We start from the raw sequence: 16,596 nt of genomic DNA, 5'->3' as shown, positions 1-16,596 counted from the left end.
GCGACAAGAGCGGCCCCCTAGGCTCGATCACATCGAATCCGCGAGGTTCGTACTCGGACAGCAAGCGATCGGGGCCCACGATGATCCTTCTGAACCGCTCGTTGACGGCGATCCCCCGCACGGCCCTGCGCCTCGCGCACGACCGCGCCGCGGCCTGGGCGGCAGAGTCCCAGCAGGGATCGCGACGCAACGCCATGATCGCCTCCACCGCTCTCGCCCAACGTCGTGCGGAGCAGAACGAGGTCGAGGAGTTCCTCGCCACCCTGGCCGGGACCTCCCAGCTCCTCACCTCGCCGGAGGACGCAGCGCGAGCTGCCCACGGTTGAGCCCGCCGGCCGGCCTCCCCCGGCCGGCGGGCTCGATCCCTTTCCACACCCCGGCGCCGCCGGTGAGGCACAATCGCGACTGTGAGCGCACTCCCCGCCGCCGAGTCGGCCTCCGGTCTCGTGCCGAGCGATCCTCTCCGCGAGGTGCACGTCTATGACGTCGAGAGCCCCGACGGCACCGTGCTGCGGGCCTGGACCAACGACCCGGACGGGCGCATCGACGGCCCCACCGTCGTGCTCTGCAACGGCCTGGGCACCAATCCCTGGGTCTGGCCCTCGCTGCTCGGGCCGGACTGCGGCGTGCGGGTGGTGTCGTGGTTCCACCGCGGCACCGGCGGCTCCGAGCGCCCTCTGGACCCGCGGCGGGTGGGCGTGGAGCACCTGGTCGAGGACGCGTTGACGGTGATGGACCACGCCGGGATCGACCGGGCTCCGCTGATGGGCTGGTCGATCGGCGTGAACACGATGTTCGAGCTGGCGACCCTCCACCCCGAGCGCGTCACCGGCCTCTTCGCCGTCGCCGGCGTGCCCGGCGAGACGTTCTCCACGATGCTGCGCCCCCTGCACCTGCCCCGCCCGGTACGCCGCGCGGTCGCGGTCTCGGTGGCCCGGGTGCTGCGCTATGCCGGTCCGGCCCTCAGCCCGATCGCGCGTCGACTGCCGATCGGCCCGCGCACCGTCGCGGTGCTCTCCCACTCCGGGTTCATGCTGCCGGTCACCGACCCCGAGCTGACCGCGCGGGCGGTCCGCGAGTTCTTCACCACGCCGCTGGACTGGTACGGCCACCTCGCCCTGCACACCCACCGCCACGACCGGGTCTCGTTGAGCCAGGTGCAGGTGCCGGTCTTCCTGGTCGCCGGACGCTACGACCTGATGGCCGGCGCCCCGGACATGCGCAGCGCCGCCGAGCGCCTCGACGACGCGACGTACGTCGAGCTGGCCGGCAGCCACTTCCTCGGGCTCGAGCAGCCGGAGGTGATCCACGAGCTGCTGCTGGAGTTCCTGGGGAGGCTGGAGCCGTGAACCGCCGCCACACCGCCGTCGGGCTGGCCGGGCTGCTGCTCGCCGGGTCCCTGGCCGCGTGCGGCGAGGACGCGGAGCTCGACCCGCCGACCGTGACGGCCGGGTCCAGCCCCACCCGGAGTCCCTCGGGGGCCGCCTCCAGCGGAGCCGCGTCCGCCGCTGCGGGGCGCCCTGCCGTGGTGGACACCGTCGTGACCGGGCTGGCCACGCCGTGGGGCGTGGACTTCCTGCCCGACGGCACCGCGATCGTCACCGAGCGCGACTCGCGCCGGGTCCTCGCCGTACGCGGGGGGCGGGCCCGGCCGATCGGGGTGATGGAGGCCGCCGCGCCGCAGGGCGAGGCCGGGCTGCTCGGCGTCGCCGTCTCCCCGGACTTCGCCCAGGACCGGACCCTGTTCTTCTACCTCACCACGGCCTCGGACAACCGCGTCGTGCGCGCGACGTACGACGGCACGCGGCTCGGCGAGAGCGAGGTCGTGCTCGACGCCATCCCCGCGGGGTTCATCCACGACGGCGGCCGGCTGGCGTTCGGACCGGACGGACACCTCTACGTCTCCACCGGCGAGACCGGCGAGCGCGAGCTGGCCCAGGACCCGGACTCGCTGGCCGGCAAGATCCTGCGGATCACCCCCGAGGGCGACCCGGCCCCCGGCAACCCGGTGCCCGACTCCCCCATCTGGTCGCTGGGCCACCGCAACGTCCAGGGGCTGGCCTTCGACGACGAGGGTCGGCTGTGGGCCTCGGAGTTCGGCGACTCCAGCTTCGACGAGCTCAACCTGATCGAGGCGGGCAGCAACTACGGCTGGCCCGAGGTCGAGGGGCGCGGTGAGCGCGGCGGGCTCACCAACCCGCAGGTGGTGTGGTCGACCGGGGAGGCGTCGCCCTCGGGCCTGGCCTACCTCGAGGGCCACCTCTACCTGGCGGCCCTGATGGGCCAGCGGCTGTGGCGCGTAGACGTCGAGGGTGGCCGCGCCGGCACCGCGCAGGACTTCTTCGTCGGCGAGTACGGCCGGCTGCGCACCGTCGTCTCCGCCCCCGACGGCCGGCTGTGGGTCACCACGTCCAACCGGGACGGCCGTGGCGACCCGGCCGCCGCCGACGACCGGATCCTGGTGGTCCGCCCCTGAGCCGGTCCGCCGACGGAGCGGGCTCAGGTCGCCGTGGTGCGGTGCACGACCACGCGCCGCGAGGCACGGCGCAGGGTGGTCAGCACGGCCGGGCCCAGGATGACGATGGCCAGGGCGGTGGTGAGGGCGCGGCCGGTGTCGAAGCTGCCGGTGGAGGTGAGCAGCGTGTAGACGCCGAACCGCTCGAGGTTCTCCAGCAGCGGCGCCCCCGGGACGTAGGAGAGCCCGCCCTCGTGGCCGGGCACCGCGATGCCCAGGACGTAGGGCCAGCCCTGCAGGTTGAGCAGCAGGCCGTAGAGGTAGGCGGCGGCGATGCCGTAGACCACCAGCAGCGCGATCTCGGCGCGCCCGGTCAGCGCGCGCGCTCCCAGCCGCCGGGGCAGCAGACCCGCGCCCATCCCGACCCACGCGGCGACCAGCATCTGGAACGGCAGCCACGGCCCCATGCCGGCGGTGACGAACGCGGAGGCGAACAGGGACGTGCAGCCGAGCACGAACCCGAAGCCCGGACCGAACACCCGTCCGGCCAGGATCAGCAGGAAGAAGACCAGCTCGACGCCCGCCGTACCCGCGCTGATGCCGCGCAGCACCGCATTGACCGCGGTGAGCACGCCCAGCACCGCCAGCACCCGGGAGTCCATCCCACCCTCGCTGAGCTCGGCGAGTACGACGGCCAGGACCACCGGCAGCAGCATCAGGAACAGGAACGGCGGGTCGACGCGCTGGCCCCCGTCCACCCGGACCAGCAGGGGCCACAGGATCATCACCAGTCCCGCCAGCGAGGCCACTCCGAGCACGGCCGCCGACCGGGTGCCCAGGGGGACGGCGGAGGTCGCCGATTGGGCAGAGACGGCGTCCCGGGGCGGCTTTTCGTCGCCGTTTGGTCCCCAACGGCGGCCCCGAGCCGCCCACCCAGCCCCCCTCACACCGCCTCCAGGCACCGGGCCACCTGGCCGACGGAGAACCACGGCGGGCCGAGGATCTTGGTGACCTGCGGGGCGAACGACGGGGACTCGGCCATCACCCGCGCCGCCGGGCCGCAGGAGACCACCTCCCCCTCGGCCAGCACCACCACGTCGTCGGCCACCTGGGCGACGAACTCGACGTCGTGGGTGGCCACCAGCACGGCGCGGCCCTCCTGGGCGAGGTCGGTGAGGATCCGGCCGAGGACCCGCTTGGCCGCGTAGTCCAGGCCGCGGGTGGGCTCGTCGAGGAGCAGTACGGCGGGGCGCGCGGTGAGCACGATCGCCAGCACCAGCGCCAGCCGCTGTCCCTCGGAGAGGTCGCGGGGGTGGGCGCCGCCCGGGATCCGCGGCACCAGGCGGTCCAGCAGCCCCCGGCAGGTCCCCGGCTGCGCCCCGGCGGACCCGGCTGAGTCGTCGGCCGCGGCGCACTCCTCCTCGACGGTCTCGAGGTAGAGCAGGTCGGCCGCCGTCTGCGGGACCAGGCCGACCCGTTCGCGGCGCGCCGCCGGCGCGAGACCGGCCGGGTCGTCGCCGAGGACGCTCACCGTGCCGGCACGCCTGCGCCCGGTCCCCTGGAGCGCCCAGATCAGCGAGGACTTGCCCGACCCGTTGCGCCCCATCAGGGCGGTCACCCGTCCGCTGTCGAGGTCCAGGTCCACCCCGCGCACGGCGACGTCCGCCCCGTGCGTCACGGTGACCCCCCGGGCGCGCAGCAGCGGGCGGCGCTCGCCCGCGACCGGCTCGGGGGGCGCGGGCTGCCCCGCCGTGGTGAGCCTCTCGCGCAGCCCGCGGGCCCGGCGCCGCGCGTCACGCACGCTGAGCGGCAGCGGCTCCCACTCGGCGAGCCGGCCGAGCTCGACGATCGGGGGGACCACCGGCGAGGTGCGCAGCAGCTCCGCGGGCTCCCCCACCTCCACCCGCCCGGCGCCGGCGAAGAGCGCCATCCGGTCCGCGAACGGCACCACCCGCTCCAGGCGGTGCTCGGCCAGCAGCACGGTCAGCCCGAGGTCGTGCACCAGCCGGGTGAGGATCGCCAGCACGTCCTCGGCGGCGGTCGGGTCGAGCGCGGAAGTGGGCTCGTCGAGGACCAGGATCCGCGGGTGCATGGTGAGCACCGACCCGATCGCGACGCGCTGCTGCTGCCCACCGGAGAGGGTGCGCAGGTCACGGTCGCGCAGCTCGGCGATGCCGAGCAGGTCGAGCGTCTCCTCGACGCGACGGCGCATGGTCTCCGGAGCCAGGCCGAGCTGCTCCATGCCGTAGGCGAGCTCCTCCTCGACGGTGTCGGTGACGAAGCCCGACGCGGGGTCCTGCCCGACGTACCCGATGGCGTGCGCCCGCTCGCGTGGGGGGAGGTCGATGATGCTTGTGCCGTCGAGGAGGACGTCGCCGCTGAGCACGCCGCCGCTGAAGCGGGGCACCAGCCCGGTGAGGACGCCCAGCAGCGTCGACTTGCCGACGCCGGTGCGCCCGGAGACCAGCACCAGCTCGCCCTCCTCGAGGGTGAGGTCGACGGCGTCCAGCACCAGCGGCGCCTCGGCGGCGTAGCGGAAGGTGATCTGGCGCAGCTCGATCATGCCGCCGGCTCCTTGCTGTCGGGTCTGGTCGTGGTGGGGCTCGAGGTCGCGGTCGGGCCGGGGCCGGGCGCGGTGCTCGCCGGCTGGCCTCGCCGGGTCGGAGCGGGCCCAGTGCGGCCCGGGGACAGGCGCGGCGGTGGCGTGGCGAGCGCCGGGACGAGGGCGAGGAGCAGTCCCAGGAGCGCCACCACGCTCAGCACCGGCCACGCGGTCACCCCCGGGTGCGCCGCCACCGGGTCGTCGCGCGCCACCCACCACAGCGCGCCGGCCGCGACGGCCCCGGAGGCGACCGTCACCAGCTCGGCGGCGCGCCAGGTGTCGGGGCGGTAGCGGCTGCGCACCACCCGTCCGCCGGCGCTGAGCAGACCCAGCGCGGCGCAGGCGACGCCGAGGCCGAGCATCACCACCACCAGCCAGCGCGGCGCGGTCTGGTCGAGCACGGCGTAGGCGCCCACGCACAGCCCGCCCAGCCCCAGCAGCATCAGCGCGCCGGTCCCGGCCCGCCGACGAGGCGAGAGACCGCCGCTGCGTCCGTACCCGCGGGTGTCCATCCCGGCGGCCAGGCTCAGCGACCGCTCCAGCGCGTCCTCGAGCACCGGCACCAGCAGCCGCCGCAGACTCTTGATCCGGCCCTTGGGTCCCCCACGCAGCTGCTGGGCCGCCCGGACCCGGCGCACGCTGTCGGCCAGCTGCGGCAGCACGCTGACCGCGACCACCAGCGAGCTGCCGACCTCGTAGAGCGCGGCCGGCACGGACCGCAGCAGCCGCTTGGGGTTGGCCAGCGCGTTGGCGGCACCGAGGCTGATCACGATCGCGGCCAGCCGCATCCCGTCGTAGAGCCCGAAGAGCAGGGACTCGCGGGTAACCGGGCCGAGCAGCCGGATCCCCAGGACCCAGTCGGGCAGCGGGATCTCGGGCAGGGTGAAGAGCACCGTCTGCCCGTCCCCACCGCCCAGCAGGATCCGGAACAGCACCCGGAGCACGACGATCACCAGGCCGATCAGCAGGTACAGCCGGAACGCCCGCGCCCACGGCTGGTCCGAGCGCCGCGCCGCGACGACCACCACCGCGACCCCGACGACGAGCGCCAGGGCCAGCGGGTTGGTCGTGCACGACGCGGCCACGGCCAGGCCGATCGCCCACAGCCACCACGCGACCGGGTGGAGGTCGCGTGGCAGCCGGGTGACGCGGGGTGGACGGCTCACGGTGAGGTGCTCCCCCGCCGTCGTCGTACGACGCTCGCGATCGCGGCGGCCACGACCAGCACGGCCAGCACCGTCAGCGTGACCCAGCCGGGTACGCCGCCGCTCGGCGCGTCGTCCGCCGAGGCCGCCTCGCCGCCCTCATCGCCAACGGGATCGCCAGCAGGATCGCCGACGGGATCGCCGTTCTGGGCGCTCGGGACGTCACCGGTCTGCTCAGCGGCCGGGGCGTCCGCGGACGCGCTGGGCGAGGGCGCGGCCTCGGAGCCGCCCGTGGCCTGCGTGCGCGGAGCCGGCCGGAGACCGGGAAGGCTTTCGGCCAGGCTGTCCTGCCAGGCGAGGGCGACGTAGCCACCGTCGGCGACCTCGAAGGCATCGACCCCGGCGGTCGCGTACGACCACGTGCCGGACTCCCCGTCGGACCAGTACAGCGCCCAGTAGGCGTCCGCCGGCGGGGTGTTCACGCACGGGTCCGCCGAGGGTGCGCCCTGGACCCGGCAGACGAAGCCCGGCTGGCGCTGCACGTGGTCCAGGGTGAATCCTGCCTCGCGCACGACCTCGCTGGCCGGGCGGCCGCCGCCGGAGGGCGCGCAGCCCTGCCGCACGCCGCCGCCGAGGTCGCCGAAGTCGACGACCACCGTGACGCCGCCGGTGCTCGAGCAGCCGGCCGCGGAGGCGGCGGGCGCCGTGGCCACCGAGACCAGGCCGCCCACGAGCAGGCCGAGTGAGGCGCCCAGCAGGGCGAGACGATGCCCGGCGGGGCCTCGCGAGTGGAGCTTCATAGGGGTGCCCTTTCCGCTGCGGCAGCGGACAGCACCCAGGCTGGGCACCACCCGCTGCTTTCCTCGACAGCGTGTGACGTCAGGACGCTTCGGCGTGGGTGCTCCGGCTCGCCCCTCGCGAGGGGCCTACGGTTGCGGGTCAGCGCCGGACTTGGACCGGCTTCCCCCAGCGACGGGCGTGATGAACTTGTGAGTGCTGCGACCGGTGCGGCCCCAGCCCACGCAATGTAGCAGTCGTCCTCAGCAGTTCGGCGTGCCCGGCTCGTCGGGCTCGAGCCAGCCCAGCGCCGGCGTCGCCTGGATGGTCGCTGCCCGCCACTGGGTGAGGGAGGCCTTGCTCAGGCCCTTGTCGGCGGCCTTGAGCGCGGCCTCGTCGTAGCCGACCGCGCCGACCTCCTCCACCAGGGCGGGCACCGTGCAGGCCTGCTCGATGATCTGCAGCGAGGACAGCCAGGTGGCCGCGTCCGCGGCGGCCCCCTCCTCGCCGCGACCGCCCAGCGCCCAGCCGGCGAGCCCGGTGCTGTTCGCGTTGGGGGCCTCGGTGGAGGTGGCCCCGCCGAAGCTGCCGTCCTCACGCTGCTGCTCGCCCAGCCAGGCGGTGGCGTCGTCGAGGGCGGCGCCCACCACCGGGTCCTTCTCCTGTCCGGCGAGCGCGAGCACCGCGATCGCGGTGACGTCGACGTCGGGCGGGCTCGCCTCGGCATCACCGGCGACGCAGCCCTGCTCGGCCGCGTCGGGGGCGGCGAAGTAGAGGCGGAAGTAGCCGCCCTCGCACTGCTGCTCGAGCAGGTACTCGGTGGCCGCGTCGGCCTCCGGGGAGTCGGCCGCGGCGAGCGCGCGCACGGCGTACGCCTGGCCGATCACGTTGGCGTAGTCGGTGCCCTTCGGGTCGGTCACCTTGTCGCCGAGCCTGCCCACGGGGTTCTGGTCGCCCACCTGCTGCTCGAGCCGGTCGATGAGGTCCACGCCCCCGAAGTCGCTCGGATCGGCTCCGGCGACCTGGGCCAGCACCGTCGTCTTGGCGAGCGCCCCGGCGTAGACGTCGTCGGCCGAGCCGGCGTCGACGCCGGTGGTGTAACTGGCCACGTGCTGCGTCATGGTGTCGGCGATCTCGCCGACCTCGTCGTCGTACCCCTCCAACGCCGCCAGCGACAGGGCGGTGTCCACGGTCATCCCGTAGTCGGGGCCGTACTCGCCGACCATCACGTCGTCCTCGAGCTGGTCGAGCAGCCACTCGGCCGCGGCCTGCGAGCGGGCCGAGGTGGGGGCGGCGTCGCCGCTGGGCTCCGTGGAGCTGCTCGGCTCGCTGGACGCGTCGCCGGAGGAGTCGTCACCGTCGTCGCCGCAGCCCGCCAGCGCGGCCGTCAGGGCCAGGACCAGCGCGGGCCCCGCGAGCACCCGTGTCCGCCGAGAGCGCCGGCGGCGCCGACCGCGTCCCCAGCTGCCCCTCAGATCCTCGTCGTTGCGCTGCATGGCTAGCCCCTTCCTCAACAAACCCCTGGCGACCCGTCACTGCCTCGGCAAAACACGCCGTGTCTGGTCGAGGGGGTGACGGGTCGGCGGGTCAGGTGAGCTTCTCGATGATGAGCTCCCTGACTCGGGCGGCGTCGGCCTGACCCCGCATCTCCTTCATCACGGCCCCGATCAGCGCACCGGCCGCAGCCACCTTGCCGTCGCGGATCTTCTGCGCCACGTCCGGGTTGGCGGCGATGGCGTTGTCGACGGCCGCGCCGAGCGCGCCGTCGTCGGAGACGATGGCGAGCCCGCGGGCGGCGACGATCTCGTCGGGGGTGCCCTCCCCGGCGACCAGGCCCTCGAAGACCTGCCGGGCGAGCTTGTCGTTGATCCGGCCCTCGTCGACGAGCGCCTGGACGCGGGCGACCTCGGCCGGGCTGACGCCCAGCGCGGCGATGTCGGTGCCCGAGTCGTTGGCCCGCCGGGCCAGGTCGGAGAGCCACCACTTGCGGGCCGCCTGCGGCGTCGCGCCGGCCGCGATCGTGGCCTCCACCAGGGCGAGCGCCCCGGCGCCGACGGTGTCGCGCATCTCCAGGTCGGTGAAGCCCCACTCGGCCTGCAGCCGGGTACGACGCTCCCGGGGCGGCTCGGGCAGCGAGGCGCGCAGCTCCTCGACCCACTCGCGAGAGGGAGCCACCGGCACCAGGTCGGGCTCGGGGAAGTACCGGTAGTCCTCGGCGTCGGACTTCTCGCGCCCGCTCGTGGTCACCCCGGTGTCCTCGTGCCAGTGCCGGGTCTCCTGCAGGATCGAGCCACCGGCGTCGAGGATCGCCGCGTGCCGCTGCATCTCGTAGCGCACCGCGCGCTCCACCGAGCGCAGCGAGTTGACGTTCTTGGTCTCGGTGCGGGTGCCGAGCTTGCCGTCGTCCTTCGGCGAGAGCGAAAGGTTCACGTCGCAGCGCATCGAGCCCTGGTCCATCCGGGCGTCGGAGACACCGAGCGCCAGGATCATCTCGCGCAGGTGCGCGACGTACGCCTTGGCGATCAGCGGCGCCTTCTCCCGGCTGCCCATGATCGGCTTGGTGACGATCTCGATCAGGGGGATGCCGGCGCGGTTGTAGTCGACCAGCGAGTAGTCGGCGCCGTGGATGCGGCCGGTGGAGCCGCCGACGTGCAGCGTCTTGCCGGTGTCCTCCTCCATGTGCGCGCGCTCGATCTCCACGCGGAAGGTCTCGCCGTCGACCTCGACGTCGGTCCAGCCCTCGAACGCGATCGGCTCGTCGTACTGCGAGGTCTGGAAGTTCTTCGGCATGTCCGGGTAGAAGTAGTTCTTCCGCGCGAAGCGGCACCACTCGGCGATCTCGCAGTTCAGCGCCAGGCCGATCCGGATCGCGGACTCCACGGCCTTGGCGTTGACCACCGGCATCGCGCCGGGCAGGCCCAGGCAGGTCGGGCACACCTGGGTGTTGGGCTCGGCGCCGAACTCGGTGGGGCAGCCGCAGAACATCTTGGAGTTCGTGTTCAGCTCGACGTGGACCTCCAGGCCCATCGCCGGGTCGAACTTCTCCAGCGCCTCCTCGAAGGAGAGCAGGGTCTCGCCGGTCACGGACGTGGTCATCGAGCCGCTCCTTCCAGGGCGGGCGCCTGGGCGAGCAGCGGGCCGCCCCAGGACTTCTCCAACAGGGTCTCCAGCGCGGCACCGACGCGGTAGAGCCGGTCGTCGGCGAGCGCGGGGGCGAGGATCTGGAAGCCGACCGGCAGGCCGTCCTCCTCGGCCAGCCCGGCGGGCACCGAGATGCCGGGCACGCCGGCGAGGTTGGCCGGGATCGTGGCGAGGTCGTTGAGGTACATCGCCAGCGGGTCGTCGACCTTCTCGCCGATCTTGAACGCCGTGGTCGGCGCGGTCGGCGAGACCAGCACGTCGACCTTCTCGAACGCCGCGTCGAAGTCGCGCTTGATCAGCGTGCGGACCTTCTGCGCCTGCCCGTAGTAGGCGTCGTAGTAGCCGCTGGACAGCGCGTAGGTGCCGAGGATGATCCGGCGCTTCACCTCGTCGCCGAAGCCGGCGTCGCGCGAGGCGCGCATCACCTCCTCCGCCGAGGGGGCGTCGACGCCCTCGGGCAGCACCCGCAGCCCGTAGCGCATCGCGTCGAACTTGGCGAGGTTGCTGGACGCCTCGCACGGCATGATCAGGTAGTACGTCGCGAGCGCGTGCACGAAGCTCGGGCAGGACACCTCGACGACCTCGGCGCCGGCCTCGACGAGCAGGTCGAGCGACTCCTGGAAGCGGGCACGGACACCGGCCTGGTAGCCCTCGCCACCGAGCTCGGTGATCACCCCGACCTTCACGCCGGTCATGTCGCCGGCGGCCCCGCTGCGTGCGGCCTCGACGAGCGCGGGCAGCGGCTGGTCGATGCTGGTGGAGTCGAGCGGGTCGTGCCCGCCGATCACCTCGTGCAGCAGCGCCGCGTCGAGCACCGTGCGGGTGACCGGGCCGACCTGGTCCAGCGAGTTGGCCATCGCGACCAGCCCGTAGCGCGAGATCCCGCCGTAGGTCGGCTTCACGCCGACGGTGCCGGTGACGGCGCCCGGCTGGCGGATCGATCCGCCGGTGTCGGTGCCCAGTGCCAGCGGCGCCTCGAAGGCGGCCACGGCCGCGGCGGAGCCGCCGCCGGACCCGCCGGGGATCCGGTCGAGGTCCCACGGGTTGCGGGTGGGCCCGTACGCCGAGTGCTCGGTGGAGGAGCCCATCGCGAACTCGTCCATGTTGGTCTTGCCGAGGATCGGCAGGCCACCGGCCTTGAGGCGGGCCACCACCGTGGCGTCGTACGGCGGGACCCAGCCCTCGAGGATCCGCGAGCCGCAGGTCGTGGGGAGCCCGATCGTGGTCAGCACGTCCTTGACCGCGATCGGCACGCCGTCGAGCGGGCCGGCCGGCGTGCCGGCGGCGCGACGCGCGTCCGAGGCCGCAGCCTGGGCGAGCGCACCCTCGGCGTCGACGTGCAGGAAGGCGTGGACCGGGCCGTCGACCTCGGCGATGCGGTCGAGGTGGGCCTGGGTGAGCGCGACCGAGGTCGTCTCGCCCGAGGCCAGCATGTCGGCCAGCTCGGCGGCGGTCTTGCGGGTCAGCTCGCTCATCACGCCTCCTCCCCCAGGATCCGCGGCACGCTGAAGCGCTGCTGCTCCGCCTCGGGAGCGCCCGCCAGCGCCTGCTCGGCGCTCAGGCCCGGCACCACCACGTCCTCACGGAAGACGTTGGTCAGCGGCAGGGCGTGCGACGTCGGCGGGACGTCGTCACCGGCGACTCCGTTGATCGAGGCGACCGACTCGAGGATCACGCTCAGCTGCGGGGCGAGATGGTCGAGCTCGGCGTCGGACAGGTCGATCCGGGCAAGGTCGGCCAGGTGGGCGACCTCGTCTCGGGTGATTTCAGGCATAGGGAGAATCCTAGGCCCCGCTCCTACCGGCCCGAAGTCGGGGACGTGGGCGCGGTGGCACCGCGCTGGCTGCCGTCGCTAGAATCGCCCACAACCCATCGGCCTCCGGCCATCGGCTGGGCCGCTGCCAACGGCCCTCTCGGACCAGCAAGGGGGACGCGGTGGCCACACCAGTCCGTGAACGTCAGGCCCGCCTCCTCGCCGACTCGCGCGCCTCCGAGCCCCGCGCCCGGCTGGCCCAGGCCTCCTCGCGCGCGGAGTTCCTGCTCCGGCTCTCGCGCACCGTCTCCGCCGTCCAGCACCCGGGCCGGGCCGCCGAGGCGATGGTCTCGCTGCTGGTCGAGGAGATGGCGAGCTTCGCGCAGGTGACCCTGTGGTCCGGCACCCGCCAGCTCACCAGCGGCGCCGTGCACGGCTCCACCACCCGCTCGATGCACGGCTACCGGGCCGATCACGCCACGCCGGCCCTCGACGAGGCGGCCCGCCAGGGCATCACCGAGCAGATCGTCCTGTCCACCCGCCAGCCCGCGCGCCGCGTCGTGATCGACTCCCTGGTCGCCGACCCATCGGTCGCCGAGGACCTCGACCGAGCCGGCACCGAGATCCTGGTGCTGCTGCCGCTGACCTCGCGCGGACGCACGTTCGGGGTGCTGAGCATCGGACGGGCGCCCGGGTTCGGCTTCGACGAGGGCTCGCTGGGCTTCCTCGACGACCTCGCCCAGCGGATCTCGGTGGTCCTGGACGCCACCCTGGTGGTCGCGGAGAGCCGCCACGTCGCCTCGGTGCTGCGCGAGTCGCTCACCCCGCCGCGCATCCCCGAGATCGCCGACCTCGACATCGCCACCTTCTACCGGGTGGCCCACGAGCACGAGGCGGTCGGCGGCGACTTCTTCGACGTACACGGCCCCGTCGACGACCTGACCCTCCTGCTCGGTGACGTCGCCGGCAAGGGCGTCGAGGCCGCCGTGGCCGCCAAGCGGATCCGCAACGCCGTCCGGACCGCCTCCCACGTCGAGCGCTCCCCGGACTGGATCCTGGGGCTCGTCAACCGGGTGCTCATCTCGGAGTCGACGGAGTACTCCGAGACGCTCGCGACCGCCGTCTGCGCCCGGCTGCGCAACTGTCGCGCCGACGCGGGGCCCACGGACGGCGACCCCGGGCGCCTGGTGATCGACCTGGCCGGCGCCGGCCACCCGGCCGCGCTCGTGCTGCGCGCCGACGGCGCGCTCGAGCAGGTCGCCTCGCTCGGTCCGGCGCTCGGACTCGGCGACGGCATGTCCTTCGAGGTGACCACGGTCGTGCTCGCGCCGCAGGAGACGCTGATCCTGCACACCGACGGGGTCACCGAGGCGCGCGGCTCCCTGGACATGTACGGCGACCACCGGCTGCACCAGCTGCTGCGCCAGCTCTCGGGCGGCTCCTCCTCGGCCCTCGTGGAGGGTGTCGCGATGGCGGTCAGCACCCACATCCGCGACCACGAGCACGATGACATCGCCCTGATCGCCGTGCAGTACCGCCCAGGGCCGCGGTGAGCGGCCTCGTCGCCGGAGACCTCACGGACTACTGGGCGGCCGTCGAGGCCCGCGACCCGCAGCGAGCCCTCGCCGTGGCCGTCGCGGTGCGCGAGCGCGGGGTGTCGGTGGCCGACGTCCTGCGCCACGTGGTCCTGGGCGCCCAGCGGCGCGTCGGGGAACGCTGGGCCGTCAACGATTGGACGGTCTCCGACGAGCATGCGGCGACCGCGGTGAGCGAGTACGTGGTGCGCCACCTCGGCGCGGACCTTCCCCAGCCCCGCTCCGAGGCCAGCGTGCTGGTGGGCTGTGCCGAGCTCGAGTGGCACGCGCTGGCGGCCCGGGTGGTCGTGGAGTCGCTGCGCTCGTGGGGTCACGACGCCGTCTTCGTCGGCGCCGACGCCTCCTCGGGAGGACTCGTCGGCAGGATCATCGACGCCGGGCCGCGCGCCGTGCTGCTGAGCGCCTCGATGGCCAGTTCGCTCCCCCGGGTACGCCGCCAGATCGAGGCGGTGCGCGGCACCGGGACCCCGGTCGTCGTCGGCGGCCAGGCGTTCGACCCAGCCGGTGTGCGGGCCGCCCGCCTGGGCGCCACGGCGTACGCCACCTCACCGGCCGCCGCCCGGGACCTGCTCGCCACGATCCCCCGCCACGTCACGGCCGCGCCGGCGCTCCACCACGCCGGCGCGGTCGAGGCGCAGACGCTGCATGCCGGAGCCGATGTGCTGGTCCGCGACGTCCTCGACGCGGTCGACGGCGTGCTGGGCCTCGTCGGCGCACCCGGGGAGATCGTGGCCCCCGACGACTGGCGCGCCGTCCTGAGCAACTACGTCCCCCACCTCGTCGACTGCGTCGCGGGCGGCCTGCTCACCGAGGACCCCACGGTGCCCGACGGTGCCCGCCGGTGGCTCGAGGAGGTGATGCGCCGGCGCGGCGCACCCCAGGGAGCGGTCGACGTGCTCTGGAGCCAGCTGCTGGCCCGGCTCCCGGAGTACCCGCAGGCGGTGCGTCTGCTGGGGACCGAGGCCTGACGCCAGCGCCGCCGTGCCCGCCGCGGGCTAGGAGCCCTCACCCTCCTGGCCGTCCTCGGCAGCGACGGCCGCGGGCCCCTGGGCCAGCAGGGTCTCGAACCCGTCCTCGTCGAGGATCGGCACCCCGAGCTGCTCGGCCTTGTCTGCCTTGGACCCCGGAGAGTCGCCGATCACCACGAAGGCGGTCTTCTTCGACACCGAGGAGGCCGGCTTGCCACCGCGGGCGAGGATCGCCTCCTTGGCCTGGTCGCGGCTGAACCGCTCCAGGGAGCCGGTCACCACGATGCTCAGCCCCTCCAGGGTGCGCGGGACCGACTCGTCACGCTCGTCGGCCATCGCCACGCCGGCGCGCTGCCACTTGTCGACGATCCCGGCGTGCCAGTCCACCTCGAACCAGCGCACCACGGACTCGGCGATGGTGGGGCCGACTCCCTCGGCGGCCGCGAGCTCGTCGAGGGTGGCCGCACGGATGGCGTCCATCGAGCCGAACTCCTGGGCCAGCGCGCGCGCCGCGGTCGGTCCGACGTGGCGGATCGACAGCGCGACCAGCACCCGCCACAGCGGCACCTGCTTGGCCTGGTCGAGGTTGTCGAGCAGCCGCCGGCCGTTGGCCGAGAGCACCCGTCCCTCGCCCTCGGACTTCTTGGCCGCCCGGGTGAACAGCTCGGTGCGCGAGAGCTTGTCCTCGTCGAGGAAGAACACGTCGCCCTCGTCGGTGATCACCCCCGCCTCCAGCAGCGCCGTCGCGGCCTCGGAGCCCAGCCCCTCGATGTCGAAGGCGCCGCGACCCGCGACGTGGAAGACCCGCTCGCGCACCTGCGCCGGGCACTTCTGGTGGTTGGGGCAGCGCAGGTCCTTGTCGCCCTCCTTCTGCTGGGCCAGCGGCGTGCCGCAGGCCGGGCACTCGGTCGGCATCACCCACTCGGCGAGCCCCTCGGGCCGCAGCGCGAGGACCGGCCCGACGATCTCCGGGATCACGTCGCCGGCCTTGCGCAGGATCACCGTGTCACCGGGGCGCACGTCCTTGCGCCGTACCTCGTGGGCGTTGTGGAGGGTCGCCATCTCCACCGTCGAGCCGGCGACGCGGGTCGGCTCCATCACGCCGTACGGCGTGACGCGGCCGGTGCGCCCGGTGTTGACCTCGATCGCGAGGAGCTTGGCGTTGACCTCCTCGGGCGGGTACTTGAAGGCGATCGCCCAGCGCGGCGCCCGGCTGGTCGAGCCCAACCGACGCTGGAGCCGCACGTCGTCGACCTTCACCACGACGCCGTCGATCTCGTGCTCGACGTCGTGGCGGTGCTCGCCGTAGTACTCGATGAACTCCCGCACGCTCTCGAGGTCGGGCAGCACCCGGACCCGGTCGGAGACCGGCAGCCCCCAGGCGGCGAGCGCGTCGTAGGCCGTGGACTGCGAGACCGGCTCGAAGCCGGTGCGCGCGCCGATGCCGTGGCAGACCATCCCCAGCGCGCGGGTGGCGGTGACGCGCGGGTCCTTCTGTCGCAGCGAGCCGGCGGCCGCGTTGCGCGGGTTGGCGAAGACCGGCTTGCCGGCGTCGGTCATCGCCACGTTGAGCCGCTCGAACGCCTCCACGGGCAGGAACACCTCGCCGCGGACCTCGAGGAGCTCCGGGACCGGGAGCTCGGCGGTCCCGATCAGCCGGTGCGGGATGGAGTCGATCGTCTTGACGTTGGGCGTCACATCCTCACCGGTGCGGCCGTCCCCTCGGGTGAGCGCACGGACCAGCCGCCCGTTCTCGTAGAGCAGGTTGATCGCGAGCCCGTCCACCTTGAGCTCACACAGCAGCGCGGGCGCCTCGACTCCGTCGCGGGCCAGCCGCGCGTGCCACTCGGCGAGCTCCTCGAGCGAGAAGGCGTTGTCCAGGCTCTCCATCCGCTGGAGGTGGTCCACCGGGGTGAACTCGGTGGAGACCGCTCCACCGACCTTCTGCGTGGGCGAGTCGGGGGTCCGCAGCTCGGGGAACTGCTCCTCGAGCTCCTCGAGCTCGCGCATCCGGGCGTCGAAGTCGGCGTCGGAGAGGGTGGGCGTGTCCAGGACGTAGTAGCGCCAGCGCGCCTCCTCGACCTGCTCGCTGAGCTCCTTGTGCCGGTCGCGCGCCTGGTCGGAAGCCTCCGACACCCCGGGTGAAGTCATGGGGACCAT

The 16,596-nt window shown here is 73.9% G+C and carries 14 protein-coding genes, 1 pseudogene and 1 riboswitch; of the genes and pseudogenes, 5 read left to right on the top strand and 10 right to left on the bottom strand.

Translation table 11 applies throughout. The features are described from left to right. Positions 1–80: 80 nt before the first annotated feature. The 3 genes from AC6EI4_RS12875 (at position 81) to AC6EI4_RS12865 (ending at position 2,476) form a co-directional block, all read left to right on the top strand. Positions 81–326 carry a hypothetical protein gene (locus tag AC6EI4_RS12875; RefSeq protein ID WP_498422160.1) on the top strand — a complete coding sequence of 82 codons (246 nt, stop codon included), beginning with the start codon at positions 81–83 and terminating at the stop codon, positions 324–326. Positions 327–407: 81 nt separating this feature from the next. Next, positions 408–1,349, top strand: coding sequence for an alpha/beta fold hydrolase (locus AC6EI4_RS12870; protein ID WP_498451701.1), 942 nt, complete (start codon positions 408–410; stop codon positions 1,347–1,349). After that, positions 1,346–2,476: a PQQ-dependent sugar dehydrogenase gene (locus AC6EI4_RS12865; RefSeq protein WP_498451700.1), complete on the top strand. Its 1,131-nt coding sequence runs from the start codon at positions 1,346–1,348 to the stop codon at positions 2,474–2,476. Before AC6EI4_RS12870 ends, AC6EI4_RS12865 begins: the two co-directional genes overlap by 4 nt. 23 nt (positions 2,477–2,499) lie before the next feature. On the opposite strand, the gene AC6EI4_RS12860 is transcribed toward AC6EI4_RS12865, so the two are convergent. The 9 genes and pseudogenes from AC6EI4_RS12860 to gatC form a co-directional block, all read right to left on the bottom strand. Continuing rightward, positions 2,500–3,240, bottom strand: a complete 741-nt coding sequence (locus AC6EI4_RS12860) for an ECF transporter S component (RefSeq protein ID WP_498422166.1) — start codon at positions 3,238–3,240, stop codon at positions 2,500–2,502. Between the two features lie 158 nt (positions 3,241–3,398). Then, positions 3,399–4,385: an ATP-binding cassette domain-containing protein gene (locus AC6EI4_RS12855; RefSeq protein ID WP_498451762.1), complete on the bottom strand. Its 987-nt coding sequence runs from the start codon at positions 4,383–4,385 to the stop codon at positions 3,399–3,401. Positions 4,386–4,568: 183 nt separating this feature from the next. Next, a pseudogene (locus tag AC6EI4_RS12850) lies at positions 4,569–4,958 on the bottom strand (ABC transporter ATP-binding protein); the annotation flags it as partial. 56 nt (positions 4,959–5,014) lie between these two features. Then, positions 5,015–6,223 (bottom strand): energy-coupling factor transporter transmembrane component T, encoded by a 1,209-nt coding sequence (locus AC6EI4_RS12845; RefSeq protein ID WP_498422171.1) that lies wholly within the window; start codon positions 6,221–6,223, stop codon positions 5,015–5,017. After that, positions 6,220–7,002, bottom strand: coding sequence for a hypothetical protein (locus tag AC6EI4_RS12840; protein WP_498451699.1), 783 nt, complete (start codon positions 7,000–7,002; stop codon positions 6,220–6,222). Before AC6EI4_RS12840 ends, AC6EI4_RS12845 begins: the two co-directional genes overlap by 4 nt. Positions 7,003–7,098: 96 nt before the next feature. Next, positions 7,099–7,169: riboswitch (cobalamin riboswitch) on the bottom strand. A 73-nt stretch (positions 7,170–7,242) separates the two neighbouring features. After that, a complete protein-coding gene (locus tag AC6EI4_RS12835) occupies positions 7,243–8,475 on the bottom strand; it encodes a prenyltransferase/squalene oxidase repeat-containing protein (RefSeq protein ID WP_498451698.1) in 1,233 nt (410 codons plus the stop codon). Positions 8,476–8,566: 91 nt separating this feature from the next. Continuing rightward, on the bottom strand, positions 8,567–10,075 hold the full coding sequence (gatB, locus tag AC6EI4_RS12830) for an Asp-tRNA(Asn)/Glu-tRNA(Gln) amidotransferase subunit GatB (RefSeq protein ID WP_498422178.1): 1,509 nt from the start codon (positions 10,073–10,075) through the stop codon (positions 8,567–8,569). Continuing rightward, positions 10,072–11,595 carry an Asp-tRNA(Asn)/Glu-tRNA(Gln) amidotransferase subunit GatA gene (gatA, locus tag AC6EI4_RS12825; protein ID WP_498451697.1) on the bottom strand — a complete coding sequence of 508 codons (1,524 nt, stop codon included), beginning with the start codon at positions 11,593–11,595 and terminating at the stop codon, positions 10,072–10,074. The genes gatB and gatA overlap by 4 nt, the downstream gene beginning before the upstream one ends. Beyond that, entirely contained in the window at positions 11,595–11,894 is a 300-nt protein-coding gene (gatC, locus tag AC6EI4_RS12820; protein ID WP_498422182.1) for an Asp-tRNA(Asn)/Glu-tRNA(Gln) amidotransferase subunit GatC, read from the bottom strand. Before gatC ends, gatA begins: the two co-directional genes overlap by 1 nt. 161 nt (positions 11,895–12,055) lie before the next feature. Between gatC and AC6EI4_RS12815 the strand changes: the two genes are divergently transcribed. Then, a complete protein-coding gene (locus AC6EI4_RS12815) occupies positions 12,056–13,426 on the top strand; it encodes a PP2C family protein-serine/threonine phosphatase (RefSeq protein ID WP_498451696.1) in 1,371 nt (456 codons plus the stop codon). Then, on the top strand, positions 13,423–14,436 hold the full coding sequence (locus tag AC6EI4_RS12810) for a cobalamin B12-binding domain-containing protein (RefSeq protein ID WP_498451695.1): 1,014 nt from the start codon (positions 13,423–13,425) through the stop codon (positions 14,434–14,436). Before AC6EI4_RS12815 ends, AC6EI4_RS12810 begins: the two co-directional genes overlap by 4 nt. Before the next feature lie 27 nt (positions 14,437–14,463). Here the strand turns inward: AC6EI4_RS12810 and ligA are convergent, their stop codons facing one another. Further along, positions 14,464–16,596 carry an NAD-dependent DNA ligase LigA gene (gene ligA, locus AC6EI4_RS12805; protein ID WP_498451761.1) on the bottom strand — a complete coding sequence of 711 codons (2,133 nt, stop codon included), beginning with the start codon at positions 16,594–16,596 and terminating at the stop codon, positions 14,464–14,466.

Source organism: Nocardioides sp. Z43_10, from assembly GCF_059766615.1.
Note: the sequence above shows the minus strand (reverse complement) of the source record. Positions and strands in the feature narration are given on the sequence as shown.